The 19,002-nt window shown below is 57.0% G+C and carries 14 protein-coding genes; 7 read left to right on the plus strand and 7 right to left on the minus strand.

Going from position 1 to position 19,002, the window contains the following annotated elements:
• Positions 1 to 22: 22 nt before the first annotated feature.
• The 7 genes from ACR0KS_RS17845 (at position 23) to ACR0KS_RS17875 (ending at position 8,615) form a co-directional block, all read left to right on the plus strand.
• Complete coding sequence (locus tag ACR0KS_RS17845; protein ID WP_170415964.1) at positions 23 to 829, plus strand: IclR family transcriptional regulator; 807 nt, start codon at positions 23 to 25, stop codon at positions 827 to 829.
• Positions 826 to 1,884 (plus strand): sn-glycerol-3-phosphate ABC transporter ATP-binding protein UgpC, encoded by a 1,059-nt coding sequence (locus ACR0KS_RS17850; protein WP_170415962.1) that lies wholly within the window; start codon positions 826 to 828, stop codon positions 1,882 to 1,884. The genes ACR0KS_RS17845 and ACR0KS_RS17850 overlap by 4 nt, the downstream gene beginning before the upstream one ends.
• Positions 1,885 to 2,041: 157 nt before the next feature.
• Positions 2,042 to 3,001 (plus strand): dihydrodipicolinate synthase family protein, encoded by a 960-nt coding sequence (locus tag ACR0KS_RS17855; protein ID WP_170563301.1) that lies wholly within the window; start codon positions 2,042 to 2,044, stop codon positions 2,999 to 3,001.
• Entirely contained in the window at positions 2,992 to 3,924 is a 933-nt protein-coding gene (locus ACR0KS_RS17860; protein ID WP_170415958.1) for a 4-hydroxyproline epimerase, read from the plus strand. Before ACR0KS_RS17855 ends, ACR0KS_RS17860 begins: the two co-directional genes overlap by 10 nt.
• Positions 3,921 to 5,159 carry an FAD-dependent oxidoreductase gene (locus ACR0KS_RS17865; RefSeq protein ID WP_170563300.1) on the plus strand — a complete coding sequence of 413 codons (1,239 nt, stop codon included), beginning with the start codon at positions 3,921 to 3,923 and terminating at the stop codon, positions 5,157 to 5,159. The genes ACR0KS_RS17860 and ACR0KS_RS17865 overlap by 4 nt, the downstream gene beginning before the upstream one ends.
• 9 nt (positions 5,160 to 5,168) lie before the next feature.
• Positions 5,169 to 6,194 (plus strand): trans-3-hydroxy-L-proline dehydratase, encoded by a 1,026-nt coding sequence (locus ACR0KS_RS17870; RefSeq protein WP_170485893.1) that lies wholly within the window; start codon positions 5,169 to 5,171, stop codon positions 6,192 to 6,194.
• Positions 6,195 to 6,401: 207 nt separating this feature from the next.
• Positions 6,402 to 8,615 carry an NADP-dependent isocitrate dehydrogenase gene (locus tag ACR0KS_RS17875; protein WP_170563298.1) on the plus strand — a complete coding sequence of 738 codons (2,214 nt, stop codon included), beginning with the start codon at positions 6,402 to 6,404 and terminating at the stop codon, positions 8,613 to 8,615.
• A gap of 165 nt (positions 8,616 to 8,780) precedes the next feature.
• On the opposite strand, the gene ACR0KS_RS17880 is transcribed toward ACR0KS_RS17875, so the two are convergent.
• From ACR0KS_RS17880 to ACR0KS_RS17910, 7 genes are all read right to left on the minus strand, one after another.
• Positions 8,781 to 9,887 (minus strand): transporter substrate-binding domain-containing protein, encoded by a 1,107-nt coding sequence (locus tag ACR0KS_RS17880; protein ID WP_170389197.1) that lies wholly within the window; start codon positions 9,885 to 9,887, stop codon positions 8,781 to 8,783.
• A gap of 42 nt (positions 9,888 to 9,929) precedes the next feature.
• A complete protein-coding gene (locus ACR0KS_RS17885) occupies positions 9,930 to 11,159 on the minus strand; it encodes a transporter substrate-binding domain-containing protein (RefSeq protein ID WP_170415951.1) in 1,230 nt (409 codons plus the stop codon).
• Between the two features lie 19 nt (positions 11,160 to 11,178).
• Positions 11,179 to 11,967 (minus strand): PP2C family protein-serine/threonine phosphatase, encoded by a 789-nt coding sequence (locus ACR0KS_RS17890; protein ID WP_170415949.1) that lies wholly within the window; start codon positions 11,965 to 11,967, stop codon positions 11,179 to 11,181.
• A 3-nt stretch (positions 11,968 to 11,970) separates the two neighbouring features.
• Positions 11,971 to 13,080 carry an FHA domain-containing protein gene (locus tag ACR0KS_RS17895; RefSeq protein ID WP_480681473.1) on the minus strand — a complete coding sequence of 370 codons (1,110 nt, stop codon included), beginning with the start codon at positions 13,078 to 13,080 and terminating at the stop codon, positions 11,971 to 11,973.
• A gap of 101 nt (positions 13,081 to 13,181) precedes the next feature.
• On the minus strand, positions 13,182 to 15,299 hold the full coding sequence (locus ACR0KS_RS17900; protein WP_170485891.1) for a serine/threonine protein kinase: 2,118 nt from the start codon (positions 15,297 to 15,299) through the stop codon (positions 13,182 to 13,184).
• A gap of 337 nt (positions 15,300 to 15,636) precedes the next feature.
• Positions 15,637 to 16,923, minus strand: a complete 1,287-nt coding sequence (locus ACR0KS_RS17905; RefSeq protein WP_170563296.1) for a dynamin family protein — start codon at positions 16,921 to 16,923, stop codon at positions 15,637 to 15,639.
• Positions 16,920 to 18,962, minus strand: coding sequence for a dynamin family protein (locus tag ACR0KS_RS17910; protein WP_170415943.1), 2,043 nt, complete (start codon positions 18,960 to 18,962; stop codon positions 16,920 to 16,922). Before ACR0KS_RS17910 ends, ACR0KS_RS17905 begins: the two co-directional genes overlap by 4 nt.
• Positions 18,963 to 19,002 lie beyond the last annotated feature (40 nt).

Consider the following 19,002-nt stretch of genomic DNA (forward strand, 5'->3'; position numbering starts at 1 on the left):
AAACGGAGGAGACTGCGCGCCCGTGGCTGGTGACGGAACTATAGGAAAAGCATGTGATGTGCTGGATCAGGTGGCTGCCTTTCAGCGCCCGGTTCGATTCGGAGAGCTGTTGGACACCAGCACTTTCCCCAAGGCAACGCTGTATCGGTTTCTGCAATCCCTGACCAATCAGGGCATGCTGTCATACGATCCCGACCGGCAGACCTATGCGCCGGGGCTGCGATTGGTCAGGCTGGCGCATGCGGCATGGACCCAGAGCTCACTTGCCCCGATTGCGCGGCCCTTTATGGAAGCCCTCAGCCGCGAAACGGGAGAGACCGTGCATCTGGCGCAGATGGATTCGGGGCAGGTGTTGTATGTCGACAAACGGAACGCGACACAGCCGATAGAGATGTTCTCGCAGGCCGGAAAGGTGGGCCCGGCCTATTGTACGGGCGTCGGCAAGGCGATGATGGCCTATCTGGACGATGCGGCGCTGGACAAAGCCTTGTCACAACAAAGTTTTCATCGGTTTACAGAAAAGACCCTTGCATCAGAGGAAGCTCTGAGAGCCGATCTGGAGATGATCCGAGATCGCGGGTACGCGGTCGATGACGAGGAACACGAGCCCGGCATCATCTGCGTTGCCTGCCCCATTCTGACGGCAGGAGGGCGGATGCTGGGGGCAATTTCGGTGACAGGGACCACCGAGCGAATGGATTTTAACCAGTTGGAGACTTGGGTTCCCCGTGTTCGCCGTGTGGCGGATCAGATTGGGGCCGAAGCACAGGCGTGGCGGTTCCCTGAAACCCGCCCGGACGCAGACAATGACAGGATGCAAGCGACATGACGGGTGTGACTCTGAACCAAGCGATTAAGCGCTACGGCGAAACGCAGGTTATTCACGGTATTGATCTACAGATTGAAGACGGCGAGTTTTGCGTGTTCGTCGGGCCTTCGGGTTGCGGCAAGTCCACGTTGCTGCGGATGATCGCGGGGCTGGAGGAGACTTCGGAGGGGCAGATTCACATCGGCGCTCGGGACGTGACCCATGTGGACCCCGCCAAACGTGGTGTTGCGATGGTTTTTCAGACATACGCCCTGTATCCGCATATGTCGGTGGCTGAAAATATGGGTTTCGGCCTTCGGATGAACGGCGTCGCTAAATCTGAAATCGACCAGAAGGTGCAGGAAGCGTCCAGTATCCTGAAGCTGGATCAGTACCTGAAGCGCAAGCCAAAGGCGCTGTCAGGCGGCCAGCGTCAGCGGGTCGCAATCGGTCGCGCGATTGTGCGAGGGCCAGAGGTGTTTCTGTTCGATGAGCCTCTTTCAAACCTGGATGCCGAACTGCGGGTCGAGATGCGCGTTGAAATCGCCCGTCTGCACAATGAAATTGGCGCGACTATGATCTACGTAACCCATGATCAGGTCGAAGCAATGACAATGGCCGACAAGATTGTGGTGCTGCGCGACGGAAGGATCGAACAGGTCGGCGCTCCGATGGATCTGTACCGCGACCCGGACAATCGTTTTGTTGCCGGTTTCATTGGATCTCCGGCGATGAATTTTCTGGAATGCGATGTCGTGGACGGCAGGGTTTCGCATCCCGCGCTGAGTGAACCTTTGGCGCTGAGTGTGACTGTGCCCGCCGAAATGACCAATGTGACTCTGGGCATCCGTCCCGAGCATATCGAGGTTGATCGCACGGGTGAGACCTGCACCGTTGATCTGACGGAGGCTTTGGGTGGGGTCAGTTACTCGTATCTGCTGACACCGAATGGCGACAAATTGATCGTCGAAGAACGCGAAGACCAGCGCAGCAAGCAAGGTGAGCAGATCGGCATTGTCGTTCGCCCCGAGCGCGCCATGCTGTTTGATTCAGGCACTGGTCAACGGCTTCGTTGATCGCAAATTCCAGCTTGGAGCAAGCGCGCCGGTCCATCGATCCGGCGCGTTTTTCTTGATCTGCATTTCTTCTGGATTTTGTATCCAATATCCGATAAGGCGAAACCAAAGGGCCAGATTTCTGCGCCCGAACTCAATTTTTTGGAAGGAAACGCCGATGTCGACCAATGTTTTCACGGGTACCATGCCTGCGTTGATGACCCCCTGTAAGGCCGACCGCACCCCTGATTTTGATGCGCTGGTCCGTAAAGGGCAGCAGATGATCGAAGCAGGAATGTCGGCTGTCGTCTATTGCGGATCAATGGGGGACTGGCCCTTGTTGACAGATGAGCAGCGCATGGAAGGTGTTGAGCGTTTGATTGCAGCGGGGCTGCCCGTGGTTGTTGGAACCGGCGCTATAAATACGAAGTCGGCTGTCGCTCTTGCCGCCCATGCTCAGAAAGTCGGTGCCGTCGGTCTTATGGTCATTCCGCGCGTTCTGTCACGCGGCAGTTCCCCGACCGCTCAGAAGAACCATTTCAAGGCTATCTTGACGGCGGCCCCGGATGTGCCCGCGATTATTTACAACAGCCCTTATTATGGCTTCGCGACGCGGGCGGACTTGTTTTTTGCCCTGCGCGCAGAACATCCCAACCTGATCGGTTTCAAAGAGTTTGGTGGAAAAGATGACCTGCGCTACGCGGCTGAAAACATCACCAGCCAAGACGATCAGGTCACCTTGATGGTCGGTGTCGATACCGAGGTCTACCACGGGTTCGTAAACTGCGGCGCAACCGGTTCGATCACTGGTATTGGAACAGCCTTGCCGCGCGAGGCTTTGTTGTTGGCGGCGTTGTCCAAAAAAGCGGTTCAGGGCAATGCAGAGGCCCGTCAGCGTGGGCAAGAATTGACCGAGGCTATTCATGTTCTCTCAAGCTTTGACGAAGGCCCGGACCTGGTGCTTTATTACAAGCACTTGCTGGTGTTGAACGGTGAAGAAGAATACCGTCTGCACTTCAATGAAACGGACGAGTTGACCGATGCGCAGCGGAATTATTGTGAGCAACAATATGCCCTGTTCGGGTCTTGGTTTGCCGATTGGTCGAAACAGGGCGGGGTGATCGCTGAATGCATGTGATCGACAGCCACACCGGAGGGGAACCAACGCGGGTTATCCTGAGCGGTGCGCCCGATCTGGGGTCCGGCTCTTTGGTAGAGCGCGCTCGTCGGCTGGCGAGCGAACACGAGGAGTTCTATCGGTCAGTTATGCTTGAACCGCGCGGTCAGCCCGCGATGGTCGGGGCTTTGCTGGTCGAGCCGGTGGACCCGACATGTGTTGCCGCCGTGATATTTTTCGATGTGGATGCCGTTCTGGGCATGTGTGGGCATGGCACGATCGGGCTGACAGTGACCCTGGCCCATATGGGGCGGATAGGGATAGGGTCGCACCGGATTGAGACTCCGGCCGGGGTCGTCACCGCCCAGCTTCATGATGCCAACACGGTGACCGTGACAAATATCGAAAGCCGGCGGGTCCATCACAACATTTCAGTTCACGTGCCCAACTATGGGGAAGTAACCGGCGATGTTGCCTACGGGGGAAACTGGTTTTTCATCGTCGATCCCAGCCCGATTCCGGTCCAAACTGGCAATATCGGGCAGCTGACCGATCTGAGTATCGCGATCCGGCAAGCGTCGATTGCGCAGGGGGTCGGTGGCGAAAAGGGCGAGCCAATAGATCACGTGATCTTTCAGGACGCTTCGCCAGACGAGACTATTTACAGCCGGAACTTTGTTCTGTGCCCTGACAACAACTACGACCGTTCCCCCTGCGGCACCGGCAGTTCAGCGCGGTTGGCTTGTTTGGCTGCTGATGGTCTACTGTCTCCGGGAGAGGAAATCACTCAGCAGAGTGTGATTGGAAGCACTTACCAGCTGTCATACCAGCCCGGTTCGGATGGCGGCGTTATCCCTTCGATAACCGGACAGGCTTTCGTTATGGCCGAGTCCAACTTGATCTTTGCTGAAACTGATCCGTTTCGGTTGGGAATTGCGCCATGACTGAACAGGTCGTCGTCATCGGAGCCGGTGTAATCGGCATCACCACTGCGCTTGAATTGCAGCGCCGGGGACATAACGTTCTGGTTCTGGACAGGGATGGAGTCGCTGCTCAAACCTCGGCAGGAAATGCCGGTGCCTTTGCATTTCCCGAAGTCGAGCCGCTGGCGACGCCCGGTATTATGCGAAAAGCGCCAAGGTGGTTGTTGGACCCTTTGGGGCCGTTGTCAGTTCCTCCGGCTTACGCATTGAAAATTGCCCCTTGGATGTTCCGCTTTTGGCGGGCAAGTCAGCCCGGTCGATATGCCGAGTTGCTTAGCGCTCAGGTCAACTTGATGCAGCTGTCCAGCGCGGCATTGGATCGTTTGATACCATCCGTCGATGGCGAAGCGCTGATGCAGCGTGACGGGCAGATGCAGCTCTACGAATCCCAAGATGAATACCGCGCCAGCCTGCCCGCGTGGGAATTGCGCCGTGAATATGGAATCGAGTTCGAGCTGTTGGAAAGCCGGGCCGAGATTACAGAAAGGCAGCCGGGTCTCAGCCCGCGTTTCACGCATGCCGGATTTACTCCAAACTGGCTGAATGTCGTCGATCCGAAGAAATGGGTCGAGCATCTAGCGCAGGCGTTCCGAGATCGCCAGGGAAGGATCGAGCGGCGCGATATTCGCGCGCTGACCCCGTTGGAAACCGGCGTGCGCATCACGGTGGAGGAGGGTGCCATAGACGCTGCCAAGGTTGTGGTGGCGGCCGGTGCGTGGTCACATCACCTTGCGCAGACGCTAGACGATCACATCCCTCTTGAGACAGAGCGGGGATATAACACGACTCTGCCAGAAGGCGCATTTGACTTGCGGATGCATCTCACGTTTTCTCGCCACGGGTTCGTGGCCAGCCGAATTAACGGCGGTGTACGCGTAGGCGGCGCGGTCGAGTTGGCAGGTTTGAAGCTGCCTCCAAACTTCAAGCGCGCGGACACGTTGCTTAAAAAGGCCGAGGACTTCCTGCCGGGCCTGAAAACCGAAGGCGGCACCCAATGGATGGGTTTTCGACCGTCATTGCCTGACAGTATTCCCGTGATCGGAGTATCGCCCAATTCAGCCGACGTCATCTACGCGTTCGGTCACGGGCACCTTGGGCTGACGCAGTCGGCGGGGACTGCAGAGATTGTCGGTGCGGTTCTGGATGGTCAAAACGCTCCGGTCTCGCTGGCCCCGTATTCGCCAGCGCGGTTTTAAGGAGGGGTAATGCGGAGTGTGAAGACGGTCCACGTCATTTCAGCCCATGCCGAAGGCGAAGTTGGCGACGTAATTGTCGGGGGTGTTCAACCGCCGCCGGGCGACACCTTGTGGGACCAGAGGTCTTTCATCGCGCAAGATCAGACACTGCGGAATTTCGTTCTCAACGAACCGCGCGGTGGAGTCTTTCGTCATGTAAACCTGCTTGTCCCGCCGAAACACCCGGTCGCTGACGCCGCTTTTATCATTATGGAGCCTGAAGACACGCCGCCTATGTCCGGGTCGAATTCGATCTGCGTGGCTACGGTGCTGTTGGATAGTGAGATTATCCCGATGCAGGAACCCGTCACGCATCTGACGTTGGAGGCTCCTGGCGGATTGGTCCATGTGCGTGCCGAGTGTCGGAACGGTAAAGCCGAGCGAATTTTTGTAAGGAACCTTCCCAGCTATGCCGACAAGATCGCAGTACCTCTTGAAGTGCCGGGCATCGGTACTCTGACGGTGGACACCGCATTTGGCGGAGACAGTTTCGTTGTGGTTGATGCGGCTGCTATTGGGTTTGACATTACCGAAGACGCAGCACGCGAAATCGCGCGATTGGGCGTGGCAATAACGAATGCAGCCAACGAACAGATTGGATTCAACCACCCCACAAACAGCGAGTGGAACCACATCTCATTTTGCGCATTTTGCGGCCCGCTTGACACTACGGAAACCGGATTGCGCGGTAAATCCGCAGTGGCCATTCAGCCGGGCAAGGTCGATCGGTCTCCGACCGGAACCGCAGTATCGGCGCGTATGGCGCTGATGGCTGCCAAAGGGGAAATGGTCGTAGGTCAGACATTCGAGGCGATCTCGATCATCGGGTCGCGGTTTTCGGGAAAGATCGTCGAGGCCACCACGATTGGCGACTGCGCGGCGATCGTGCCCGAGATCAGCGGTCGTGGCTGGATTACCGGAACCCATCAGCACATGCTGGACCCTGACGACCCGTGGCCCGGTGGCTATAGGCTGAGCGATACCTGGGGCGCTTAATCTGGGTGCGCCGGGCGGTTTTCCGCAAAACGTGTCAAAATGCGCATCCAGATGCGATTGATCCCAAGCCAAACGTGTTTTAAGGGAAGCCCTGTCAAATCAGAGTCACCGTTGGGGCGGTAGGATAGACGCGCCCCACCCACGCCACGCAAACGTGGCAAACTCTTGGATCGCACGCCCCGAAAGGCTTAAAAAAGGTAAAAGAATATGGCAGATAAATCGAACTTCGACATATTGTATACCATTGTAGACGAAGCGCCCGAACTGGCCAGCGCCTCGTTCCTGCCCATCATTCGCAAGTTCGCCTCGGCCGCGGGCGTCAGTGTTGGCACCAAGGATATTTCATTGGCTGGGCGCATTATCGCGACTTTTCCGGAAAACCTGACCGAGCAACAGCGCATTACCGATGATCTGGCCGCTTTGGGTGAATTGGTGAAGACGCCAGAAGCCAACGTGATCAAACTGCCGAACATCTCGGCGTCGGTACCGCAGTTGGTTGCGGCCGTCGAAGAACTGCAGGCGCAGGGCTACGATATCCCGAACTACCCCGAGGAACCTTCGTCCGACGAAGAAAAAGCGATCCGCGCGCGTTTTGATGCCATCAAAGGCTCGGCCGTGAACCCGGTTCTGCGCGAGGGCAACAGCGACCGCCGCGCCGCGCGTGCTGTGAAGAACTATGCTCAGAAGAATCCGCATTCGATGGGTGAGTGGGCTTCGGACAGCAAGACCAAAGTCTCGTCCATGTCGGGCAATGACTTCTACGCCAATGAGAAATCGGCGACCATCACCGCAGCTCAGGCAGGTGACGCCAAGATCGAATTCGTCGGTAAAGACGGCAGCACCACCGTTCTGAAAGACGGCTGGCCGCTGGCCGAGGGCACCGTGGCCGATGCGACATTCATGTCGGTCAAGGCGCTGTCTTCCTTCCTGGCGGACGCCATTGAAGACACCAAGAACGACGGCACCATGTTCTCGCTGCACATGAAAGCCACGATGATGAAGGTCTCGGACCCGATCATCTTTGGCTATGCGGTCAAGGCGTGGCTGGCTCCGGTCTTTGACAAATTCGGTGCTGAACTGGATGCGCTGGGTGTGAACCCGAACTCGGGTCTGGGTGACCTGCTGGATCGGGTCAAGGACAATGCCGATATCGTGGCCGCCATCGACGCGATCAAGGGCGACCGTCCGTCCATGTATATGGTCGACAGCGATAAAGGCATCACCAACCTGCACGTGCCGTCGGATGTGATCATCGACGCCTCGATGCCTGCGGTGATCCGCGCAGGCGGTAAGGGCTGGGATGAGACAGGCGCCAAGGGCGACACCAACTGCGTGATCCCCGACCGCTGCTATGCGCCCGTCTATGATGAAGCGATCAACTTCTTCAAAGCCAATGGCGCGTTGAACCCGGCCACCGCTGGCGCGGTCGCCAACGTGGGCCTGATGGCGCAGAAGGCTGAAGAATACGGTTCTCACCCGACCACATTTGAAGCGCCTGCCGATGGCACCATCCGCATCGTTCTGGCCAATGGTGAGACGTTGCATGAGCATGCAGTCGAAAAGGGCGATATCTGGCGTTCTTGCACTGTCAAGAAAGCCCCGATCGAGAACTGGATTCAGCTGGCTATAGACCGTCAGCGCCTGACCGGGTCCGAGGCGATCTTCTGGCTGGACGCAAACCGTGCCCATGATGCCGAGCTGATCAAATACGTCAAACCGGCGCTTGAGGCTGCTGGTGTGGCCGACAAGTTCCTGATCATGGCCCCGCGCGAAGCGACGCGCCAGTCGTTGGAGACGATCACGGCGGGCAACGACTCGATCGCGATCACCGGCAACGTGCTGCGTGACTATCTGACCGACCTGTTCCCGATCCTCGAACTGGGCACCTCGGCCAAGATGCTGTCCATCGTCAAGCTGATGAATGGCGGCGGTCTGTTTGAAACAGGTGCTGGTGGGTCTGCCCCGAAACACGTGCAGCAGTTGGTCGAGGAAAACCACCTGCGCTGGGACTCGATGGGTGAGTTCTGTGCTTTGGGTGAATCCCTGAATTTCCTGGCCGACAGCAAAGGCAATGCCAAGGCGGGTGTTCTGGGTGCAGCCGCCGAAGCCGCAACACAGGGTATTCTGGACCACAACCGCTCACCCAGCCGCAAAGTGGGTCAGCCGGACAACCGTGACAGTCACTACTGGTTCGCCCGCTATTGGGCCGAAGCGCTGGCCGCGCAATCCGGCGACGCGGCGCTGGCGGCTGAATTTGCGCCTCTGGCCAAAGAGCTTGCGGATAAGGAAGAACAGATCCTGTCCGAACTGGCGTCGGCTCAGGGTGTGGCTGCCGATCTTGGCGGCTACTACCACACTGATCCCGCCAAGGCCGCAGCGGTCATGCGTCCCAGCGCGACATTGAATGCGCTTATTGGTTGATCAACAGCGTCCGAACCGAAAGGCTAGGGCGCCAGAAATAAGACAGGGGCCGACTCTTTGAGTCGGCCCTTTTTTGTTGGCGATTCAGATAGAACTCGCCCGGCTTGCAAAAAATAAGGGGCCAGTTCGACAACTGGCCCCAAATCAACTGGTTTGGTCGTTGTATCAGTTCGATGCTGCGTTCAGTTTTTCATTCTGCTCGCGCAGTGTGTCCGAGATGATCGCATACCATTCGCCGGATTCACGCATTTCGTTCAGACCCTTATTCATCATCGCGACGTATTCACGAGCAAAGGGATTAGTGCGGTGCGCGAGGAAGCTCATCGACGACAAGGTGGAAACATAGGGGTTTTCAACTATGTCGGCCGAGGTCAAACCCATGTCTTTCATGGTCGCGGCGAACAGTTCAACCTCAAACGCGGCAACGTCCGCAGTGCCCGTCAATACAGCGTCAAGGCATTCACGCGCCGTGTTGGGTTGAACGACGGTGGTATTTGTCCGGTTCAGACCGATTTCTTCAAGAACAACCATGCTCCAGCCTGCCATGCGGCAAATGGTTGAGCCTTCAAGGTCTTTGAAGGTTGTTGCGTTCGTGTATTCGCTTTCCGGCAATGTGTAAAAGCCGCCAACAACGTCATAAACTGGAACGGAGGCGACGAACTGTGTGCACCGGGCTTCGGTTTCAGCCGACCACTCATAAGTGCGGTTGGTGCAGTCCGGAATGGTCCACGCGATCGAGATGTCAAATGCGCCGAGCGGAAGCAGAGTGTCCAGATGCGAGCCCCAGTCATCCACAAAGCTGACCGAGAAGTCACGGCTGTTGCCTGCACGCTGCAGGCTTGTTGTGGCCAGACGGGTCATGATCCCGCCGCCGCTGAGGGATTCACTTGTAAAGGGTTCCCATCCGTTGCCGGCGACCAACTTGATCGGCGGAGCATAGACGTTCGAGCGCTTGATGCTTGCGGCACGCTTTTCTTCCGCCGCGATCACTTCTTGTGCGCTCTGACCATTCGGCAGGCTGCCGTCTTCACAGGGCAGGGCCAGAACAAGTCCGGGCTCAAGCGCGTTGGGGTTGGTGATCGCATTCCGGTTGGCGTTAAAGATCGGCTGATAGTTCGAGGTGCCGTAGGCTGCGATGGCGATTGTTGCCATCGTGTCGCCATCGGCAACCGTGTAGTTGCTGCAGGCTTCCTGCGCGGCGGCAGCTCCGGCGCTTAGGACCGTGACGGTGGTGGCCGACAGCGCGACCTTTTTCAGATTAGAATTGAACATCCACTTTCTCCAGACTGTATAAGTGTGCGGCCGTTGGGGGGCTTAGCCATTTTCCATTTGATGACGCAGAGCGGTTGAGACGATGTCGCGCCACTCTCCTGATTGCTGCATGATCGCTAGACCCTGGTTGAGCGTCTCAAGGATCGCTTCCCCATCCGGATTATCTTTGTGGGTCATGACGTTAAGCGACTTGATCGCCGCCAGGTTGGGGTTTTCGATAATGCGGTGCTCGTATCCAAGGCGGCCGATTGCTTCGACGGCCAGGTGTGCTTCGATGGCGACGATGTCAGCGGTTCCGTCCATCAATGCGCGGAAGCAGTCATCTGGTGAAACCGGTCGCATAAGCGAGATTGCAGGCTCGTACAGGCCGACCGAATCCATATGTGAAAGGGACCATCCTTCGGGGCGGCAGATCGTAGTGCCCGCAAAGTCGGCATAAGTCAGCGTCTGTTCATAACCAGACCCTTCCCGCGCAAAGAATGTGTCCACAACTTCATAGAACGGGTTTGAAAAATTGTAAGTTTCGCACCGCTCACGGTCATTTTCAGACAGCGAAGCGGTCTCTTCGCAATTCGGACGTGACCAGGGGAAGGTTGCATCGAAGGCCAGTGTCGGCATCAGCAGATCAAGATGCGAGGACCAGTCATTGACGAACTGAATCTTGTACCCTTGTTCGGGTGCGGCGCGCAGCATCGCGGTTTCCACGAGATTTGTGTACAGGCCGCGATTAGGCAGATTTTCGTCAGTGAAGGGCGCGTAGTTGCCCCCTGTGATCAGCAACAACTGCCGGTCGCGTATACCCGGACGCTCGGTCGTGTCGGCATTTCGGATCAGTGCCGCAGCCTCTGTGCGTGCGGCCTCGATTTCCTCTCTGGCCTCTGCCTTGGCGGCTAAAGCAGCGTCTTCGCTGGCTTTCTTGGCTTCTGCAATTGCCTTGGCAGCACGGTCCTCGGCAGCCTTGACCAGTTCAGCCGCCATTTCAGTGGCCATCGCCTCGGCCTCTGTCTGTGGAAGCTGCGTCGCGCGGCCGATGTCTTCGAGGCAGGGCAACGTCAGAACGTCACCAACACGGATGACGTTCGGGTTTTTCCCGATCACATCGCGGTTGGCGTCATAGATGATGCGAAAGTCTTCGGTGGAATAGACTTCTATGGTGAGTTCGCGCAGGCTGTCGCCACGCTGGATTTCATAGGTCGAGCATGCCTCTTGCGCTGAGGCGGCGCCCGCTACGGCAGCAAGTGCCAGGCTGGATATGATCAGATGGGGTCTCATTGGTCCTGTCGCTTTGCCTTCATTCATTTATTGTGAGTTTCACGACACCGATTGACACATTGTCCTGGTCGGGATCGTTTTTGGCCCTTAGCGCCTGAAACAGCGCGTCGGCTATATCTCGGGCAAGTGCATCAGTATTGGCTTCGAGAATGGCTTGAATTTCCAAGTCACCGAGGTATTGCAGCCCGTCGCTGCCTGCGATCAGAATATCCGTTCCTGTCAAGCTCAGCGGGGTTTCGGGGCAGTCCACCTTTGGAATGGCCGCGCCCATGATGACCGACGTCAGTTGATTGCGGTCAGGGTGCGACCTGGCCTCGTCCTCGGTCAAAATACCCTGGGCGAGTTGAGCGTCTATGACCGGCGCCATCGAGTGATCCTCGTTGACCTGTTTTAAGGCTCCGTCGCGGAACAGATACAGCGGGCTGTCACCGATCGAGATCCAGAACACACGCTGGGCCAACAGCAGGACGCCCAACAGCGTCGATCCCATTTTCAGGCCGCCGCCCTGTTCTTCACAGTGGTTTTCGACCGCGGCGTTGGCCAGCATTGCCGCCACTGGTAGCGCGTCGATCAATGCGTTCTCGGACGGTGTAGCTTGCTCCAGTTCGGGGTCCAGAGCGTCACGCCAAGCCTTGATGACCAGATTGGACGCGACCTCTCCGGCGGCGTGACCGCCCATGCCGTCCGCGACGACGATGTATGCGGCGTCTGCTGCATCGAACATACGAGCAGCAACGGCATCTTCCTGTGTGTCGCGCTGACCCTGATCGAGGATCAACGCAATGTCATATGCCGGGCTCGCCAGCATCTATCAGGAATCCCGCCAGTCAAAGCCGTCATCGCAGAAGGCTGTGAATCGGATCGAGGTTTCGCTGATGCGGATCAGATCGCCACTGGCCAGCGCTACGGTGCTCAGAACCGGCTTGCCGTTCAGGCGAACCAAATTGGCTTTGCCGCCATGACCCAGATAACATTTGCGATCTTCGGGGTCATAGGCGATCACCGCATGATTGCTGCGGGAAATACCGGTATCGCCAAAGTCGAGTTGGATAGCCTGATCGTCGTTGCGCCCGATCTGCATCAGACCTTCGGACAGTGTGATGCTGGTGCCGCGGCCCGGACCGGCCGTTACCACGAGCCAACCAACCGGGAAAGTCTGCTGGGCAGACTCTGTCTTGTCGATGGGTTCCGTAGTCTCGATCAAATCCTGAACATGTGTATCTGCGCGTTCAAATCCCAGGAAAGTCGTTTTGACCCGACCGCGACGATCCGAGGCCGCCGGTGCAGGGGCTGGAGCTGCTACGACGTCTTCTGCCGTGTCCGCTGCAGGTGCTTCATCCTGAATAGGAGGGTCTTCGGCAACGACTTCGACAACCTGCTGTTCCGGCGTGGCGTCGAACACAACGACCTCTGGTTCTTCCTCTGGCTCGTCGCTCGCTACGTGCAGCGTAACGACCGGCTCGGAATCGGTGTCTTCCGACTCTTGAGGCTCGTCAGAGGTTTCCTGAATTTCCGCGATGACCTCTGTCATCACAATTTCATCCTCGGCTTCAAGTTTTTCCGAGTCTTCGTCCTGCTGTTCGGGGAACTCTGGCATTTCTTCTTCGGGCAGCAGTTCGTCTGATTCCTCGTAGCTTTCGGAACTCGACATATTGCCGCCTGCAAGCGCCTCGCGCAGAGCGTTGAAATCCGCGATCGGCTCGGGTTTCTCGGCTTCGGTTTCCGTGTCCTGTGCCGCTACGTCTTCGGCTTCGGTTTCTTTTGGTTTGCCGGCACCTTCTAGAAGCCGGCTGAGAGGGCTTTTGTATTTGAACATGGTGACGACACCTTTGTTTTGGCCACAGGACTTCTGTCCCATGGGGCTGCTACTCACCTCTGCGCGGAACCGCGCAACGGCACTGATGATAAAAACCAAAGTCACTCTTACTTTCCGCGACGGGCCGGTCCCCGTCAGGATGCGCGGGTTTTGGGGCGCATCCCTCAGCAAAAACACACTGGCAGACTACAAATGAACCGGTCAGATCACTCCTGCGCTAACTGCATGATGGCATCCGCCTCGGCACCGTTTCGCAACACAGTCAAACGGGCCTGCGGGTGGTTTTCGGACACGAGGGCTTCCATGACAGCGTCCAGTGTTTCTGGTCCGTCAAGCCTGATACCGGTCTGTGTCTCCGACAGCAAAATGTCGCCAGCTCGCAAACTGCCTGATGACGTGGACGGAACGGTTTCGGCGACGGTTGTCCAGCCTTCGCCCTTTGAATTGCGGATCGTGAACCCGTATCCGTTTTTCAGACCGACCATGCGCATCGCTGGCAGGGCCAGCAATCCGTTCTTTGCGCGTGTTTCGCCCAATGGACGGTATCGAGCTGTAACGCGAATATAACCGTCAGGGTCCACATTCAGGTCACGAAGAACCTGCGAGGCAAAGCTGGCGTCGGCCTGCACCGGATTGCCGTTTAGGGTGTAGATCGCGGCACCACGTTGAACCCACTCGCCGATCACGGACATGTCCTGCGCACTATCTACGCCAGTGATCGCGATCACGTTGCCAGTAGAAGCCCTGCGTTTTGAGGTTTGAAACGGTATTTCAACGTCCCAGTGGGAAAACGCGACCTGCGTTTCACTCAGTTCGACCGCCTCGGAGGTTGCAGGTGCCTGCGATGGGGTGTCGGCTGCTGAGGTTTCGACCTCTTGTGTAGCTGCCGGTTGGTCCAGGGTCTGCTCGATAGGCTCTGGCTCTGTTGCTACCTGCTTGGGCGTTACTTCTGGGGCGCTTTCGGTTGGCACATCGTCCTGTTCAGACACTGCCTCGTCTGCACTTTCGGCAACGTCGGCCGTTGGTGCCAGTAAGGTTTCATCGTCCTGTGTGGTCGCAGCTTCCTTGCCAGCCGTCAGGAAAAAACCACCGGCGGCCAGTGCCGCGACGAGGATCGCCGTGCCCGCGACCAACTTGCCGCTGCCGCCCGAACCGCTTTTGACGACTGTATCTATGGCGACTGGAGGTTCTTCCTTTGGGGCGAACTGCGCGAGTTCTTCTTCTTTTTTGTCTTCGTTGCCCAGTGCAATGTCCGGGTTCCCCGCCAGCAGTGCGGTTACGACGGCTTCTGCGTTTTCGCTTTCGGCTTTGATCCGTGCTTTTTCGGCGGCTTCGTCCTTGCGATCCATCGCGACGATGACTGAAACCGGGCGGTAGGCGAACGTGTCGAACATCACACCCGGCCCGCGGAACATGCGCAACCAGTCCAGCGCGCTTTGAACGCGGTCCGTCGCGTGTACTTCCATTGCTTTGTCGATCGCCTCGAGGAAGCCTTCAGGATAACCCTTGAACCGGCCTGTCAGGGGCTTATATGGGTCGTCCTGACTGTTGTTGAACGCGTTCAGTCGGGTCTGGCCGTCAATGGGGCGTTCGCCACTGATGGCGTGATACAGCGTGGCAGCAAGGACATACAGGTCGCTGCTGGGATCTTGTTCCGCGCCTCGAACGTAAAACTCATGAGGCGAATACCCGTCCTTGATCACCCGCAGGGTCAGAAGGGCCGCGGACTGGTTCGCGGCCTGTTCCCGGGCCGCGCCAAAGTCGATCAACTCGGGCTCGCCGTTTTCGTCGATCAGGATGTTGTCTGGTGAGATATCGCGGTGCAACATGCCGCTTTGGTGGATGAAGGACACCGCCGACAGCATCTTTTCGGTAACCTGGACGATGAAATCTGGGCCTGCGTCATTGTCGGGGTTTTCAACATAGTCCAACAAATCGCACCCTTGGATGAAATCCATGGCGATATAGGCTGTGTTGTTGTCTTCAAAGACCTGATGCACATCCACAATGTTGGGATGTACCAATCGAGCGTGATTGCGGGCTTCCTGAATGAAAAGCTCGATAATAGACCGCAGGTCGTTTTCGTAGCCGGGTTCAACAGGTTCGACGAGATCCCCATTACGGTGACACAAGGCGCCGGGGTAGCACTCTTTGATCACCACGTCCCGCTCGAGGCTGTCACGAGCCAGATACGTGATCCCGAAACCACCATTGCTGAGAAAGCGCAGGATTTCATACTGTCCGCGCAAGAGCTTGGCGCCCGGTTGAAGTCCTTCTATTTTCGGTTCGTCGTGCGTTGCGCCGACAGCCTGGTTGTGGCTCATTTCTTCCCGCCCGTTCTAATCGTTTTGCGGTTCATTCAACGGGGCAAACTGCCCAACTACTCACAACCAAACACAACCGCAGGACACTAAAGAACGTTAGACGTTTCAAATTTGACTTTATTGGGGCCGCCTCATGGCTTCACTGAGAACTGATTTTGGCGATCAACTAGATGAGGTATAGGGCGTCACGGTTGCCACTACATGTTGGTTGTGGGGATGTTAAAAGCGCGGACTGAGTACCAATTTCTCGTGGATTGGTCGTTGATTCCGAAACAATAGCGACTCGATTCCATTGCGCTCGAATCGCTGCCGTGACGCTCAATTTAGGCGTGAAAAATCAGGTTCCGGTTTTCGACTTTAGGGCTTCAACCCGGCTGCCGGCCCAAGCGAGGTTGTCGCTCAGTTGCGCCAGAATACTGATCGCATCCTTCAAGGGTGCATCGCCGCTTTCAAATTGCAGCAAGAGCAACAGGTCCGTGGCCTTTTCAAACTCGCCGGGAATCCAATCGGCATCTGGATTGATCTCGCCTGATTGTTCCAGCCGTTCGGCGAAATCTTCGACAATCTCCTGGCAACTGCTCAGAAACGCGGAAGGCTCAATATCAGAGTTTTCGCGCAGGTCTTCATAGATGCTTGCAATCGCTGCCAGCCAATCTTCAAGAATTGGGTTCTCCAGCGGAGGCATCGAGGCTTCAAGTGCCGTATGCATCGGCGAAATCTCGGGCCGGTCAGAAGCGGGTTCGGACAACTCCAACGAATCCAGATAGGGCTGAAAGTCGCGGTCTATCTCAGTTCGTGCGGCTTCTAAGTCTGAAAATCGGCGGTTTGATGCGATCTTCAGCACCTGCTCGGCCAGGTTTTGGCCCCCGCAGGTTTCCCACAGATCAAAATCAGGCTCAGGTTCCTGCGCCATTGCCCGAACCGCGACCGGGGTTCCGATTGGCACCACCGAACGGAACATTCCGTCCGTTTCCTTGTCCAGACGTGCCAGTACCCGGTCCATGGCTTCTTGGACAGGTGGCAAGTCGGCGTGGGTGACGGCCAAAAGGCTGTTGTCGCGCAACTTCTGTGGAACTTGTGACCACAGGTGGCGTTCTGTCTCGCGCCAGGCATTCGCGCCGTTTGTGCACCAGATCGCGCAGTCGACAAACTCTAGCAAATCAAGTGTTGGCTTGTAGGATTCGTCCAGCGCCCCGGTGCCCGGCAAATCAAACAATGAAATCTCTTGAAGGGCCGGAGTGTTCAGTCCGACTGAGATAAAGTCAGGATTGTCGGCCGCTGCTTTTTCAAGTGCGATACCGGAATAAACCTTGGGTTCCTTGCCCCACCATCCAACCGTGGTCTCAGGCGCTTCGGCATAAGCGACTATCACCAGCGGCAGTTTCAAGTGCTGGGGACCTGTCGGCAAAATATCGGCCCCGGCCAGCATATTGGCCAGGCTGGACTTACCTGCGCCAAATTCGCCTGCAAAGCCGATATTGACCGAATTCGACAGCCGCTCTGCATGTCCCAGTGCGCGCGCGCGCATGTCGTCCAGCACCGGGTCTGAAGGAAGATTTTCAGTGGTGCTCAGAAAGCGTTCCAGCTTTCGGACTTCCTGCTGGGTTCCAGGAAATTCGATCATTCTGCGGCCTCGGGTAAATTATTGAGTGAGGGGTCAGAGCCAAAAATGGCGTCCAGTTCGTCTGTAACACGTTGAGCGTTGTCGAACGCCTCTTGTGCTTCGGCCCGTGCGTTGGTCTCGCCAGTACCGGACCGGTGTTCAAGGTGGCCGGCCAACAACGCCAGATAGTGATCCAGCACTGTATTCAGCCTTTCCATCAAGTCCCCACGGGCAGTGTCCACAAGATCGTCGCCAATCATCTCGAACTCTTGCACGATCATCTGTTCAGCACGCGAAACAACACTCTTTCGCGATATCAGGCGCGATAGCCAGGTGACTCGCAACTCAACGGTGATACCGCGTGTCAAAGCGGTGGTGTCCGGGCGGAACCACCTGACAGCGCTGGTGTTCATCCGGTTATCAGTTGTGTCCTGCCATCCGGGCAATGAGCGCAAAGCAGCATTGCTTTGCATATCAATGGCATAAAGCTCGCTGAGCATTCGTTGACGCACAACCTGTGTCGCGCCTTGAACAAGCTCTCGCATGCGGTCGCGCAGGGGGCCAAAATTCAATTCCGTCTCGCCGCCCTTGGCCAGCAAGGGCGAAGAACCGCTTGGTCCACGCACAACGTCTGAAACTGCTTCGGCTACGGTGTCGTCCATTACCCCTCGCAGGTTGGCAAGGACTTCATCCATATCGTTGACGATTCCTGCGGTCTTGTCACTGACCAGCGTGCGCAGCCGCGCAAGTGTCTTGTCATTCTCTGACCCACTGTCCGGCGTGTTCGCGCTTTCGCTTTCGATGGCGCGCAGATGTGCCTGGGTCCGCTCAAGTTCGCCTTGCGCAAAGCTGTGAAGGTGCTGCCAGGCCATGTGAAGATGCTCGTTGCGCGGACCATCGTTCAGGGCGCGGGTCACATACCCGCGCAAATCAGGAAGACCCGAAGCGATCATGGCCGCAAAACGCAAGACACCTTCGCGGCTGATAGGACCAGGACCTTTTTTGATTTCTTCAACGCCGTCCAGATACTGTTTCATCAGCTCGGGATGTGCACGCAGCCATGCAAGTATCTGGTCGTGGTTCACTCCGGTTTCGTCACCTGTCAGCGCATAGTGAGCCCACTGTGCGCTGCCCATGAGAACATCGATGTCCGAGTTTCCAAGTGCCTTTTCCAAACCGTCCATCACATCGGTACGCACCTTGGCAGCGTCATCCGCGCCCTCGCCCAGCTCGTCTACGCGGTTGATAAAGACCACGATCTGACCCAGTTCCAGTGCCTGCATCAATCGGAACAGTTTCAGATCAGCCCGCGACAGCGCTTGATGCGCAGACAGCACGACAACAAAGAAATCAGATTCCTTTAGGTATTGGCGAGAGATCTCTTCGCGGATCAGCAGCGGATCGTTTACGCCCGGCGTATCCGTGACGGTCACCGGAAACGGGAAGTGACCGATATCAAAATACACTTCGGCCTTGCGGGTGATGTCACTATACAGACCGCGATCCGACCCAGGATCAAGCGTGCCGTCCTCTGACGGCTCATCGCCCGCGCATACATAGCGCGCCAGATCGTCCGAAGTCAGCTTTTCAAGGTCGTGATGTTGCCCCAGCAGGTGTTTGTAGCTTTCACCCAGGCGCAGCTTGGCGCGGGTTTTCATCGCATCGACCTGTTCTTCTATCATCTCGCGCTTGTAGCTGTCCTCGTCATCCGGGAACATGTTGCGCAACTCTTCGCCCTCAGCGATGAGCGATTGCCACTGGCGATTGTCGAAGAAATGGAACTCGGCACCGTCTGTTCGACCTGACGGGTGCCCAAAATGCATATCCGTGATCACGGTTGTCCACGGGTTTACGTCTGACGGAAGGTATCCAGCCTGCGCCGTGAAGCCATTGATCAAGCGAGATTTTCCGGCCTTGATTTGGCCCACAAACGCGATGGACGGTTTCAGGTTGGAAAGATCGCTGACTATACGAGAAATGAACTGCCGGGTCTCATCGTTGCTGACCCGGTGCATTTCTTCGGCGATACGTATCAACTCACGTCGTTGATTTTCACTCATAACTCTTACCCTGGTGAATCCTAGTTAAGGAAAGGATTCG

The organism is Ruegeria sp. BC7 (assembly GCF_056539165.1).